At 67.9% G+C, this 13,454-nt stretch carries 11 protein-coding genes; 2 read left to right on the top strand and 9 right to left on the bottom strand.

The genetic code is table 11. From position 1 onward, the window contains the following. Positions 1 to 62 precede the first annotated feature (62 nt). Positions 63 to 2,105, bottom strand: coding sequence for an elongation factor G (gene fusA / locus AC1DR7_RS02775; protein WP_478076386.1), 2,043 nt, complete (start codon positions 2,103 to 2,105; stop codon positions 63 to 65). Positions 2,106 to 2,684: 579 nt separating this feature from the next. Here fusA and AC1DR7_RS02770 point away from each other — a divergent pair. Further along, positions 2,685 to 4,883 carry a TonB-dependent siderophore receptor gene (locus AC1DR7_RS02770; RefSeq protein ID WP_478052871.1) on the top strand — a complete coding sequence of 733 codons (2,199 nt, stop codon included), beginning with the start codon at positions 2,685 to 2,687 and terminating at the stop codon, positions 4,881 to 4,883. 108 nt (positions 4,884 to 4,991) lie between these two features. Here AC1DR7_RS02770 and AC1DR7_RS02765 read toward each other — a convergent pair whose 3' ends face one another. The 8 genes from AC1DR7_RS02765 to AC1DR7_RS02730 all read right to left on the bottom strand — a co-directional run bounded on the left by AC1DR7_RS02765 (position 4,992) and on the right by AC1DR7_RS02730 (position 12,507). Further along, positions 4,992 to 5,762: a heme ABC transporter ATP-binding protein gene (locus AC1DR7_RS02765; RefSeq protein ID WP_256776734.1), complete on the bottom strand. Its 771-nt coding sequence runs from the start codon at positions 5,760 to 5,762 to the stop codon at positions 4,992 to 4,994. After that, positions 5,759 to 6,802, bottom strand: coding sequence for a FecCD family ABC transporter permease (locus AC1DR7_RS02760; protein WP_256776733.1), 1,044 nt, complete (start codon positions 6,800 to 6,802; stop codon positions 5,759 to 5,761). Before AC1DR7_RS02760 ends, AC1DR7_RS02765 begins: the two co-directional genes overlap by 4 nt. Continuing rightward, the gene (locus AC1DR7_RS02755; protein ID WP_457319919.1) at positions 6,799 to 7,845 is read right to left on the bottom strand and encodes a heme/hemin ABC transporter substrate-binding protein; all 1,047 of its coding nucleotides are present in this window, start codon (positions 7,843 to 7,845) and stop codon (positions 6,799 to 6,801) included. Before AC1DR7_RS02755 ends, AC1DR7_RS02760 begins: the two co-directional genes overlap by 4 nt. Positions 7,846 to 7,892: 47 nt before the next feature. Beyond that, positions 7,893 to 9,269 (bottom strand): YncE family protein, encoded by a 1,377-nt coding sequence (locus tag AC1DR7_RS02750; RefSeq protein WP_457319921.1) that lies wholly within the window; start codon positions 9,267 to 9,269, stop codon positions 7,893 to 7,895. A gap of 128 nt (positions 9,270 to 9,397) precedes the next feature. Beyond that, positions 9,398 to 10,405: an alpha/beta hydrolase gene (locus AC1DR7_RS02745; protein ID WP_457319923.1), complete on the bottom strand. Its 1,008-nt coding sequence runs from the start codon at positions 10,403 to 10,405 to the stop codon at positions 9,398 to 9,400. 119 nt (positions 10,406 to 10,524) lie between these two features. Next, the gene (locus AC1DR7_RS02740; protein ID WP_478051314.1) at positions 10,525 to 11,286 is read right to left on the bottom strand and encodes a hypothetical protein; all 762 of its coding nucleotides are present in this window, start codon (positions 11,284 to 11,286) and stop codon (positions 10,525 to 10,527) included. 140 nt (positions 11,287 to 11,426) lie between these two features. Then, entirely contained in the window at positions 11,427 to 11,621 is a 195-nt protein-coding gene (locus AC1DR7_RS02735; protein ID WP_478051315.1) for a hypothetical protein, read from the bottom strand. Between the two features lie 277 nt (positions 11,622 to 11,898). Further along, positions 11,899 to 12,507, bottom strand: coding sequence for a TetR/AcrR family transcriptional regulator (locus AC1DR7_RS02730; RefSeq protein ID WP_457319710.1), 609 nt, complete (start codon positions 12,505 to 12,507; stop codon positions 11,899 to 11,901). A gap of 79 nt (positions 12,508 to 12,586) precedes the next feature. On the opposite strand from AC1DR7_RS02730, the gene AC1DR7_RS02725 reads away from it, so the two are divergent. Beyond that, complete coding sequence (locus tag AC1DR7_RS02725; RefSeq protein WP_457319713.1) at positions 12,587 to 13,204, top strand: NAD(P)H-dependent oxidoreductase; 618 nt, start codon at positions 12,587 to 12,589, stop codon at positions 13,202 to 13,204. Positions 13,205 to 13,454 lie beyond the last annotated feature (250 nt).

Genomic DNA, 13,454 nt, shown 5'->3' with positions numbered 1-13,454 from the left:
CCCTTCGCTTCTTCATCAGCGGACGACGATGTCCGCGCTGGCAGGCGTACCGACCCGCCCCATCAAGCCGCCTGCACTTCCTCATAGCCATTGAAGCGCATGTCGCTGGTCGCCCTTCCCTGGGTCAACGAGCGCAGCGAGGTGGTGTAGCCGACCAGCCGCGCCAGCGGCGCATAGCCCACCACTTCCACCTGCGCGCCGTGATCCTCGATCGAGGCCACCCGCCCGCTGCGGCGGTTGAGGTCGCCCACCACGTCGCCAACATTGGCCGACGGCGCGTGGATGGCCACTTCCATCACCGGCTCCAGCAGGCGTGTACCGGTCGTGGCCAGTGCCGCCTTGACCGCTTCGCTACCAGCGCGGTGGAAGGCCATCTCCGAGGAGTCCTTGGCATGGGTCTGCCCATCGGTCAGGGTCACCTCGATCCCGACCACCGGATGTCCACGCGGCCCTTCTTCCAGCGCCGCGCGTACGCCCTTTTCCACGGCCGCCACGAACGACTTCGGGATCACGCCGCCGACCGTGCGGTCGACGAAACGCACCGCCTCGTCACCGGTGGGCACCACCTCGATCAGCACCCGGGCGAACTGGCCCTGGCCACCGGTCTGCTTGACGACCTTGCCCTCCACGTCCTGCACCGCCCGCGACGGCGTCTCCTGATAGGCGACACGGGGCGCGCCCACCTTGACCGGCACGTTCCACTCGCTGCGCAGGCGCTCGACCATCACTTCCAGGTGCAGTTCGCCCATGCCCCAGATCAGGGTCTCCCCGGTGACCGCATCGGTGGCGACGCGGAACGAGGGATCTTCCTGCGCCAGGCTCGACAGGCCCTGGCTCATCCGGATCAGGTCGGACGCCTTGTCGGCGTTCAACCGCCACGCCAGCACCGCGTGCTGGGCATGGATGGTGTCCAGCAGCAGCGGCGCGGAGGGCGCGCTGAGGGTTTCACCRCTCACCGCATCCTTCCAGCCGATCACCGCCACGATGTCACCGGCAACCGCCTCGGTGATCTCGTGGGTCTGGTCGGCCTGCACCCGCACCAGCCGGCTGATGCGTCGGCCCTGTGCGTGCTGCGAGCTGGCCACCTGGTCGCCCACCTTCAACGTGCCCGAGTACACCCGCACGAAACTGAGGGCGGCATGGGCCTGGTGGGTGATCTTGAACAGCAGCGCGGCCAGCGGCCCTTTCGGGTCCGGCGGCAACAACACCTCGCTCTCACCCCGCATCGCAACCACGGCAGGTCGGTCCAACGGCGACGGCAGGAAGTCGACGATCGCATCCAGCAACGTGTCGATGCCCTTGCTCTTGAACGCAGCACCGGCCAGCACCGGTACGCCCGCGCCGGCCAGCGTGGCCCGGCGCAGCGCAGCGCGCAGCAGCGCATCGTCCACGTTGTCGCCCGCCAGCCAGGTTTCGGCCAGCGTGTCGTCGTGGTTGGCCACCGCCTCGATCAGGCGCRGGCGATACGGCTGCCACTGCGCCTGCTCATCGGTGCTCCAGTCGCTGCGGGTCGGGTTGCCGGCGTCGTCCCATTCCACCGTCTGGCGGGCGATGAAATCGACCCAGCCATGGAAATGGTTTTCGTCGCCAAGCGGCCAGCCGATTGCCCACGGACGCGCCTGCAGCTTGTCCTCCAGTTGGCCCAGCACGCGCTCGAACGACGCGCCGACGCGGTCCATTTTGTTGACGTAGGCGATCAACGGCACGCCGTGCCGACGGGCCTGGTGCCAGACGGTCTCGGACTGCGGCTGCACGCCATCGACCGCGGAGAACACCGCGACCGCGCCGTCGAGCACGCGCAGGGAGCGCTCCACTTCGATGGCGAAATCGATGTGGCCGGGGGTGTCGATCAGGGTCAGCCGATGGTCGTCGCCACCGCGCGGCGCCCAATGCGCCTGCACGGCCGCCGCGCCGATGGTGATGCCGCGCTCGCGCTCGATCGCCGAGAAGTCGGTGGTGGCCGCGCCATCATGGACTTCGCCGACGCGGCGGATCTCGCCGGTTTTCCACAGCAGGCGTTCGGTGAGGGTGGTTTTGCCGGCGTCGATGTGGGCGATGATGCCCAGGTTGCGCCAGTGCGAAAGGGTGTGGGTTGTGGTGTTCATGGTGATTGCTCTCGTCGCCAACATCGAGGAGCCGCACGCCGCCGTTGGCTAACGGGCGTGCGGCCAGGCTTGGGGCTCGGCGATCTGGTGCATGGCACGTTCTCCTTTGCGTGGGTTTGTGAAGCGCTGAAACGAAAAGAGCGCCCGGTGGGGCGCTCTGTCTGGGGTCTTCCAGGGTGACCGGATACCGGTCAGCCGCCTGATGAGCCGCAGGGCAGACGCGCCCGTCCCGCGCTTTCGCGGGTCTGGGTAAAAAACGTCAGGAGCGGCATCGAAGTCATGGCGGCGGTGGTCAGGTGATGGGCGCATTCTAGACCTCGCGGCGGGATGCGCAAGCGGTTATTGGCGGCACCGGTAGAACGATGAATGGCTCTGCGCAACATTCAACGCGCCAACGGCATCCAACATCGTGGGCTTCGCACCCCATATGCGAATGTGTCGCAATTGCATAAATTGCCAGATTCCCTAGAATGCAGCGGGCAACGTCGCCGCCGGCGACGCAACGGCGCTGGTGGCGGCTACGGGCCGCGTGCGAAAGGCCAGCGCGCGCACACCTTCCGTGTCTTCGAGCGTTCCGTCATGCCCTTCCCCACTGAAACCTCCCGCCGGTTGCGCCCCAACCTGCTCGCCCTCGCCTGCGCACTGTCTGCCGCAGGCGCGCTCCCCGTACACGCGCAGACCGCCACCGATCTGGATGCGGTACGGGTCAACGCCTACCGTGCGGCCAACAGCGCCAGCGGTGCAACCAAGACCAGCACCAGCATTACCGAGACGCCGCAGTCCGTGTCGGTGATCGAGCGCGCCGAACTGGATGCGCGCGGCGTGCAGTCGCTCAATGATGCGATGCGCTACGTGGCCGGGGTGAGCCTGGAGAGCAGCGGCATCGACAACCGCGTGGACGACTTCCGTATCCGCGGTTTCGATGCCGGCAGCTGGTCCAACAACGTGACCCTCGATGGCATGCGCGCACCGCAGGGCAGCCAGTGGAACCGCAGCATGTTCGACAGCTGGAACCTGGAGCGGGTGGAAGTGCTCAAGGGGCCGTCTGCGGTGCTGTACGGCCAGATCGCCCCGGGCGGCATGGTCAACCAGGTCAGCAAGACGCCCACGCCTGACCAGCGGCAACAGCTGCGTTTGGGTCTGGACGCCCATGGTCAATACAGCGCCGCCGTCGATGTGGGTGCGGGCACCTCTGGAAACGACCACCTGTTTCGCCTGGTCGGCCTGTACCGCGATGGCGATACCCAGATTCAGCACACGCAACAGAAGCACGGGTTCCTGGCGCCCAGCTACACCTGGCAGATCGCCGAGCGCACCCGAATGACCCTGCTGGGCATGTACCAGAAGGACGACGGCGGCTCCACTTACCAGTTCCTGCCGGCAGCGGGCACGCTCACCCCGACGCGCTACGGCTACATGAAAAACAGCACCTTCATCGGCGAGCCCGGCTGGAACACCTTCGACCGCACCCTGTGGACGGCCGGCTGGATGTTCGAACACCAGTTCAACGACCACCTCACGCTCACGCAGAACGCGCGCCGCACCCACGTGGATTCGCTGTACCGCGGCGTGGTGACCTTCGGTGCACTCAACGCCGATGGCCGCACGCAGAACCGTCGCGGCGTCATGGGCACCGGCGATTCGGAGGGGGACACCTTCGACACCCGGCTGCAGGCACGCTTTGCCATCGGTGCGGCCGAGCACACCGTGCTGCTCGGCTGGGACTGGCAGCGCGCCGACTGGGAAGGGGTACGCAGCGCGATGAGCAGTCCGCGCCCGATCGACATCTTCAACCCGGTGTATTCCACCTACGCACCCACGGTCAGCACTGAAACGCCGACGGCCGGGGTCAACCGCCAGAGCGGCGTGTACCTGCAGGATCAGATCGCACTGGCCAACTGGCGGCTGACCCTGGGCGGCCGCTACGACTGGACCAAGGACGACAGCACCAGCGCCAACCGCAACATCGCCACCGGCATCTCCACCCCCGGCGGCCACAGCGTGATCAAGAGCGAAGCCTTCACCGGCCGTGCCGGACTGTTGTATGTGTTCGACAACGGCCTCACCCCGTATGTGAGCTACGCCGAATCGTTCCAGCCGTCGACCAAGTCGCCGCTGGACAGCTTCACCCTCACCGCCCTCGAACCGGTTACCGGGTCGCAGTGGGAAGCGGGCCTGAAGTACCAGCCGGCCTCGGTGGATGGGTTGGTCACCCTGGCCGTGTACGACCTGCGCCAGCAGAACATGATCGTCGACGACCCGGTGGCCAGCCATCGCAACTGCGGCGCGACCGGCACCGCCACCTGTTCGATCCAGGGTGACGAAGGCCGCGTGCGCGGCATCGAACTGGAAGCCCGGATCACCCCGATCGACGGCTTCAGCCTGATCGGCGCGGCCTCGCGCATGGACTCGGAGATGACCCGCTCGGCCGCATACGCAGGCAAAGCGCTGGCGATGGTGCCCGACTACAGCGCCTCGTTCTGGGCGGACTACACCTTCCAGGACGGTGCGCTGCGCGGGCTGAGCCTGGCGGCGGGTGCGCGCTACAACGGCGTCAGTTATGGCGACAGCGCCAACCTGTACCGCATTCGGTCCTACACGCTGTTCGATGCGGCGCTGCGCTATGACCTCGGCCAGATCGGCAGCACCCATGTGCAGCTCGCGCTCAACGCCAGCAACCTGGCCGACAAGCGTTTTGTGTCCACCTGCACCGGCGTGTCCTCGTGCTACTACGGCAGCGGCCGCACGGTCATGGCGACGGCGACGTTCGGCTGGTAATGAGGCGTCGGCGGGTCGCCGGGGGTGCGGGCCAACGCCCGGCGAAACAGTCCATCGCCGGACGGTGGCGTTGATCGGGGATGCCGCGCAGCCGACCAACGGTCGGCTCTACGGTGGGTCGGCGACCACTACCAACGGCACGCCGCGCTGCGGGTGCTGCAGCACGATCACCGGCTGCTGGTAGACGCGACCCAAGTGGGCTTCGGTCAGCACCTGCGCCGGGGTGCCGTCCGCCGCTACCCTGCCCTGTTCCAGCAGCACGATGCGGTCGGCATGCCCGGCCGCCAGATTCAGATCGTGCAGCACCACGATCACGCAGGCACCGGCATCTGCCAGGGCGCGCACGCTGCGCAGCGTGCGTTCCTGGTGGCGCAGGTCCAGCGCGGCGGTGGGTTCGTCCAACAACACAAGTGGCGTCTGCTGGGCGAGCACGCGCGCGAACGTGGTACGCGCCGACTCACCGCCGGACAGCTGCTGCACCTCGCGCTGACGCAGCGCCTGCAGTTCTGCCGCATCGATCGCGCGCTCCACCTGGAGATCATCCAGCACCGGATCCGGCGGATGCGGCAGCCGCCCCATCGCCACCACCTCTTCCACGCTGAAGGCAAAGCGCACGCCGTGTTCCTGCGGCATCACCGCGCGTTCGCGTGCCAGCGGCCCGGCCCGGTAGCCAGCCAACGGCTTGCCCTGCAGCAGCACCTCGCCTTCATCGGCAGGCAGGTCGCCCGCCGCCACCGCCAACAGGGTCGACTTGCCCGCCCCGTTCGGGCCGACCAGCGCGGTGACCGTGCCCGGCACGAAATCCAGCGCGATGCCATGCAGGATCTCGCGCTGCTGGCGGCGCACGACTACCCCGCGCAGGCGCAGCAACACGCTCATGGCGTGTCCTTGCGGCGCTGCTGCAGCACCAGCCACAGGAAGAACGGCGCCCCCAGCGCCGCCGAGAACAGACCCAGCGGGATTTCCGCAGGCGGATCCAGCGTACGTGCGGCGGTATCGGCGATCACGATAAGCACCGCCCCCAGCACCCCCGACACCGGCAGCAGCCAGCGGTGCCCGGGGCCGACCAGCATGCGTGCCACGTGCGGCACCACCAACCCGACAAAGCTCACCGAACCTGCGAACGCCACCGCCGCACCCACCAGCAGCGCGCTGAAGGCGACCAGCCGGCGCCGCGTGCGCGCCACGTCCAGGCCCAGGTGCTGCGCCTGGCGCTCGCCCAGCGCCAGCATGTCCAGCGGCGTGGCCAGCCGCCGCAACGCGAATACCCCGATCGCGAACAGCGGCGCCACCGCGATCACATCCGACCAGCTCGCGCGTGCCAGCGAGCCCATCTGCCAGAACACCAGCGACTGCAGTTCACTCTCGCTGGCGATATAGGTAAGAAAGCCGATCAACGCCGAGCAGAACGCCGCCATCGCGATGCCGACCAGCAGCAGGGTGGCATTGCCACTGCCCTTGCCAGGCCTGGCCAACGCGTAGGTCAGGCTGATCGCCAGCGTTGCCCCTGCGAAGGCCGCCACCGGCACGATCCAGCCGGCGGCACCGGCCGCGCCCAAGACGATCGCCGCCACTGCACCCAGTGCTGCGCCCTGGCTGACGCCAACGATGCCCGGATCGGCCAGCGGATTGCCGAACAACCCCTGCAGGCTGGCGCCGGCCATCGCCAGCGCCGCACCCACCATCGCTCCCAGCAACGCGCGCGGAATGCGCAGCTGCCAGACCACCGCCAGATCACGGCGGCTGACTGCATGCGGCTCCACCAGTCCCAGCTTCACTCCGATGGCCTGCAGCACCTCCAACGGTGGCAGCCGCAACGGCCCGACCGCGAACGAGGCCAGCACCGCCAGCAGCAGCACTGCGGCAGCCAGCAGCAGCATCCCGCGACCACGTCGACGGCGGCGATCGGCCGGACTCATGCCGGCGGCAGCGCCGCCAACGCCTTGGCCAGCGCCAGCGCGCCCACGCCGGAGCCGACGCTGGCGTACTTGAGCTGCACGTCCGGCATCACCCAGACCCGGTTGGCCTGGCCGGCCGGGGTCTGCTTCAGGGTGGGATAGGCCTTCCACAGGCCCTCGGCGCCGCCAAACAGCGCCAGGTCGTGCTCGGTCACCAGGATCACCTCCGGTGCCGCCGCCACCACGCCCTCGTTGCTCAGCGCCGAATAGTTCGCCACGCCGGCTTCGGTGCCGATGTTCAGACCACCCGCCAGGGCGATCAGCTTGGCGGATGCACTGTCCGCGCCGGCCACGGTCGGCGCGCCGCCAGCGCCGGTGGCCGACACATGGATCACGCGCGGCGCACGACCGATGCTCTTGCCGATCGCGGCAGCCTCATCCAGCTGCTGCTGCACCTGCGTGCCCAGTTGCTCGCCGGCGGCGGCCAGGCCGAGTGCGGCAGCGATCTTGCGCACCTTGTCCGGGGCCGGTTGCAGGTCATCGACCACCACCGCCGGCTCGCCCACCGCGCGCAGTTTCTGCGCCAGTTCGGTATGCCGGCGCAGGCTGTTGCCCAGGAACAGCGAGCCCTGCAGGCTCAGTACGCCTTCCACGCCGGTGGTGCGGTTGAACAGGAACTGATGTGGTGCGGCGCGGCCGGAATCGGTGGTGGTGTTCTTGGGCGCGGCGAACACCTGCCTGCCCAGCCCCAACGCATCGATCACCGCGATCACGTCATCGCCACCGACGATGATGCGACCGGTGTCGTCCACCTCGACCTCGGCACCGTCATCGGAGCGCACGGTCGCCGGCAACACAGCGGACTGCCCGACCAGGCGCGGCAGTGCGCCGCCATCCACGCGGGTCCACCCGGCCGGCAGCGTACCGACCGACGGCGTTGCAGCGTCCGTTGCCGCCGTCGGTGCGTTCGCTTCACCGGCCGGCGGGGTAGCCGGGCCACTGCACGCTGCCAAGGCCATTGTCATCGCGAGCGGCAAGAGCCGCAGGGATACCCTCGTTTTCATTCATTGCTCCTTCGGCAGGACGACCGGCGGCCGCCCTGCCCGGTGGATTACGGCTGGCGCGGCGCGATACGGGTGATCCGGTCGCCCTTGGCATCGTCGGTGCCGCGCGACTTGTTCACCGCGAACACGTTGCCCTTGCCATCGGCGCGCACATGGTTGGGGAACGTGCCGCCGTCCAGATTGCCCACCACCTTGCCGCTGCGGTCGACCACGGAGACAGTGCCGGCACCGCGGCTGGTGACATACGCCAGCCCCGCCTTCGGATCGAACGCGACGTTGAGCGCACCGGCCCCGACAGGCACATCGTGCAGCACCTTGCCGCTGGCGACATCCACGATCAACAGGTTGTCGGTGCCCTGCGAGGCCACATACAACTGGTTCTGCTGCGCATCGAAGGCCACGCCCGAGGCACTGATCGAATTGCCCAGGTCGATGACCTTGTCCACCTTGCCCGTGGCCACATCGATCACCGCCGCTTCCGGGGTGCCAATGCTCACCGTGAACAGCTTGCCGCTGGCGTCATCCAGCACCAGGCTCATCGGGACGAATTTTTCGTCGTCCACGCCCGAGGCCAGCGCGATCGGTTCGAGCGGCTTGAGCGTCTTCGCGTCGAACACCGACAGATGGTCCTCACCCGTGGCCGAGGCAAACACCTTGCCGTGTCTGGCATCCACCACCACGTCACGCGCGTGCGGCACGGCGCCGACCGGGAACTGGTGCACCAGCGACAGATCCGACTGGCGATACACCGCCAGCGTGTCCTGGCGGGTGTTGCTCACCCACACGTTGCCGTTGGCATCGTCCACACCCACGCCGTACACCGCGAACACACTGCCCCCCTTGGCATCGGGCACCGGCGCCGGCGTGATCGCCTGGATTACCTTCAGCGTCTTCGGGTCGACCTTGAGCAGCTGCGACTGGGTCACCGGTGGGCGGCCCACTGCAGAAGTCACAAATACCGCGTTGCTCTTGGGGCTGTAAGCCGACTGATAGAGGCCCTGCACGAGCTTGTTGGACTGGGTGGAGAAACGCTCCTGCCCCGACAGCGGCAGCTGTGGCGACACGCGCAGATTGAGCACCGCAGCGGCCGCCGGCTGGCTGGCGCGTACCACCACCGGATGCGTGCCCGGCACCGCGTCGGCGGGGATCTGCAACCGGGTGGTGAAGTTGCCGTCCGCATCGACAATCAACGGCTGGCCGTTGAGCACGGTTTCACCGCGCACCAGGCTGACCTGCTGGCCCGGCACGAAGCCGCGGCCGACCACCTCGGCCGTGCTGCCGGGGACGACATTCTCACCCCGCGAGACGACGCTACCCTTGAACACACTGGCGGGCTGGTCGAACACCGGCTGCGCGTGGCCGGCGACGGCCAGCAGCAGACCAGCGGCCAGGGTGGTGAGACGGAATGAAGAACGGAACGACATGACAGGCTCCTTGCACGGGTACCGCGCGGTGCGCGGTGGATCATCGGTTGCCTGGGCCGGTGCGATGCCGCACAAGAAGCCTGGGTAGCGGGTTGCACGCGCGTGGCGTGCGGAATGTCGAGAAACGATCAGGGCTGCGCAGCAGCAGCGGTCAGGCTGCGGTCGGTCACGCCGTACAGCACGCTCAACGTCGCCTGCAACGACGCGGACAGCATCGGGCCGTGGCCCAGGCCATCGAACTCGCGGTAGTGCACGTCCAGCCCGGGCACCTTGGCCAGGCGCTGCGACAACTGCATCGCCGCATCCGGCGTGGCGCCGCCAATGCGGCGCAGATGCGCGACCACACGCGGGTTGTTCATATCGCGGTTGCCGCGGTCACCGATGCGCTCTGCGCCGCCCAGCATCACCCACACCTTCGCAGGCTGGCCGTGCTGGTTCTCCAGGAACTGCTGCTCCATGTCGCCCAGCGGCGCGCCCCGGTTCCACCACAGCGACGGGCTCGCCGAGAGGTAGTACTGGAACGCGGCGGGCCGGGTGTACAGGCTGCTCAGCACGAACAGCCCACCCAACGAATGGCCCCACAGCGCCTGCTGCTGGCGGTCGATGTTGGCGCGCCTCTCCACCTCCGGCTTGATCCGCCGTTCGATCAGGTCCTGGAACGCGAACGCGCCCCCGCCGACCACCGTCGGCGTGCCATCCTCATCGTCGGCGCGGTCGATCCATGCGGTGTAATCGGTGGTGCGCGCCGGCGAATCGATGCGCAGGTCGTTGTCATAACCGATGAACACCAGCACCGGCGCGGCCTTGGCCGCGAGTTCGGCAAGCAGCGGCTGGTCCATCACCATCGCCGCCGCGTTGCCATCGAGCATGTACAGCACCGGTGCCGGCACCTTGCCGCTTCGCACGGGAATACCGACGTTGACCTGCCAGCGGCGCTGCCCGTCCGGGCTGTCCAGGGTAAATCGCTCGAAGCGGTAGCGCTCGGCCTTCTGCACGAAGATCGTCTCGCCTACCCGCTGCTGCGGATTGCGCTGCTGCGCCGACGCACTCGGCATCGCGCAGGCCAGGCTGAGCATCAGGCCGGCCAGCGGCAGCAGGGCGGACGATCGGCGGCGGGCCGCGAAGGACAACGTCATGGGTACTCAGGGGCAGCGGCGTGGCGCCGCACAGCCCGCTTCACAGGGGGACGACGCAGTCTACCCTAAATGCGAATGCTTATCACATAGATCAATGGGCAGGCGCCGTCGAGGCCGCTTCATTCCTTGCAGTTGCGCCGCGCGTCGCCGACCGTCGCCACCGCGCCCTGCGCACTACTGGAAAACCAGCCCTTCAGCGACATGTCCGCCGGCAAGGACGCCGGGCGCTCGCCGTCGGCGATCACCAGTTCACGCCAGGCGCCCACCGGTTCGAGCTCGGCCAGGCGCGCCGCGCGATCGTCGTCGGTGCTGAAGGTTGCCGCCGGGTCCGGGGTGTGCGGCGTGGCACCGTTCGAGGTTTTGACCGTCCGCACCTGCAGCCCCTGTCCCGCCACCTGACGGGTGGTGATGTCGAACTGTTCGCGGCCATAGGCCCAGGCGTTGCTGCCGGTCGAGGACACCGGCGCGGCGGACGCCGGCAGCTGCCAGCCCTCGCCGATCACGCCCTGCACCATCGCCACGCCGGTCAGCGTGCCCATGTACTGCATCATCCGCACCGCCTTGAGCTGCTCACCGCTCAACGGCGTGGCGCTGCCGGTCTCGCCAACCGGATTGATCCAGCCCGATTGCGAGCACACGATCAGCATCACCGGTTCGCCCTCGCCGTCCCCCACGCGCAGCAGGGTGTCGCCGTTGGCAAACTGCTGCAGCCGACCACGGAACTGCGCTTTGCCCTCCTGCACGCCTTGACTGAAGGTCACCCCCGGGCTCTGTTCGAGCAGGGGCTCGATGGCCGCGCGGCCAGCAGGGGACGCATTGGCGGTGCCGCCAGCGATAACGGCAAGCGCGAGCAACGTGCACCGCGGGAAGACAACAGACATGCAGACAATCCTGTGCAGAGGCACCGACGACGTCGATGCGGAATGGCCGTGCATGATACGCGAGCGACCTTCAGCTCCCCACACATGCAAAGGCCCGACCAGAGGGCCGGGCCTTTGCGGAATGCGGTACAGCGGACGGCTTATTCTTCTTCGTCCTGGCTACCCTGCTGGGCATTGCGCTCGCGCTTCTGGTCCTGGTCCTGGTCCTGCTGTTGCTGCTGGCCCTGACGCTGCGGATCGCGCTGCTGCTGTTGCTGGCCCTGCTGGCCCGGCGGATTGTTCTTTTGTTCCTGCGGATTCTGCTGGTTCTGCTGCGGGTTCTGGTTGGTACCCATCTGTGCATCTCCGGAATTCGGCAACGAAATGATGCCGGTGGATGCACCGTAGCCGCGCCAAGGTTACCGTCGCGTGCGTGCGGGGCGCAGATGCGTAGACGCCATCGACATGTGGCTAAACAATTCATGACACGGCACGCAGCTGCCATGCCGCTGTCTCATTCATTACCCGAAACAGGGCTGTTTCGAGCGCTGTGAGCGCGTCCAGGCAATAAGCAAAGATGCATTGGTCATGACGCGGGAACGCGCTACCAACGCCCACCCGCTGCAGTCTCCATCACGCGCGCTCCACCATCGACATGATCGTCGCCGCCAACTCCTGCTGTGCCTGCAGCGGCGTAATGTCGCCAGTGATCGCCGCAACCGACAATCCTTCCGCCGCACCGAGCATGCCCCACAAGCCGGCCGATGGCAGCACGCCACCGCGCGCGAACGGTGCGAGCAGGTTGCGGCATTGCTCGATGAAGAGCGCCTCGTACTCGCGCTTGATCCGCGCCAGTTCCGGCGAACCGGCGAGCGCGGCGATCACCCCGGGTATCTCGCGGCCCTGGGTTTGCACACAGGCCACGTAGGACTGCGCGATGACCCGCGCCTTGTCTTGCAGGGCCGGCCCACTGGCTGCCAACGCCGCGTCCATCACCGCGCCCTGACGCTGGTCGAAATCCCGGTACAGCGCGGCCAACAACCCAGCCCGGGTGCCGAAGTGGTCGTAGACCACCGGCTTGGTCACCCCGGCCTGTTCGGCCAGGCGCCCCAGCGTCAGCGCCTCGGTGCCCTCTTCGCGCACCAGCCTCCAGGCTTCGGCCAGCAGCTGCGTGTGGCGGTCGGCGCGGGTCAACCTGCGACGCGGGGCGCCCAGGGACGAATCAGCAACGGCACTTGACATGGCTATATACCAATCGTAACTTACGAGTCGTAACTTACTGAAAGTATACACACCTGCCCGCCTCCCCGGATCGCCCCCCATGCACACCCTGATTGTCGCCTCACACCCCAACCCGGATTCGCTGACCCACGCCGTTGCCGCCCGGATCGCCAGCGGCATCACCGCCGCCACCCCCGCCGCCACCCCCGACGCCACCCCCGACGCCACCCCCGACGCCACGGTCGAACGCGCCGACCTGAGCGCCGAAGGGTTCGACCCCCGCTTCACCCAGGCCGATCTTGACGGCCACCATCGCCTGCGGCCCTTTCCGCAGGATGTACTCGCCGAACAGGCCCGCCTGGACCGAGCCGATGCGCTGGTGCTGGTGTTCCCGGTCTATTGGTGGGCGATGCCGGCACAGCTGAAGGGCTGGATCGACCGGGTATTCTCCAATGGCTGGGCCTACGACGACGCCGGCGGCCGGGTGGTCAAGAAGCTCGGCCATCTGAAGGTGCACCTGGTGGGGCTCGGCGGTGCCGACGAGCGCACCTGGACCAAGCGCGGCTATACCGGCGCGATGAAAACCCAGATCGACACCGGCATCTTCGACTACTGCGGCGCGCCGGTGGTGTCCTCCACGCTGCTGCTGGAGGTGGACACCAACGATCCGGCACCGCACCTGGACACGGCCCATGCGCTTGGCCGGTCGATCGCCTGAGAAAAGAGTTCTTCGCCGCTATGCGTGGCAAGTAGAAGCGTCCTTTGATCCTCTTCAAAGCGGTGGTCGGTGGATCGGGCGCCGGGCCTCCCTGCCCTTTCCGGCGACGCCCCCGGCCGCAGGGCGGCCTCCTCCTTTATTTCGCCTCCAAGGGCACGGAGGCCCAGCACCCGACCCACCGACCAGTGCCAAAAAAGCCCCGCTTCTACCTGCTCACCGCAAGCCGCTACGGGGCCCACACGCTCGCGAC

It is taken from the genome of Stenotrophomonas sp. P5_A9 (assembly GCF_056400525.1).
This window is presented reverse-complemented; position numbering and strand designations above follow the sequence as displayed.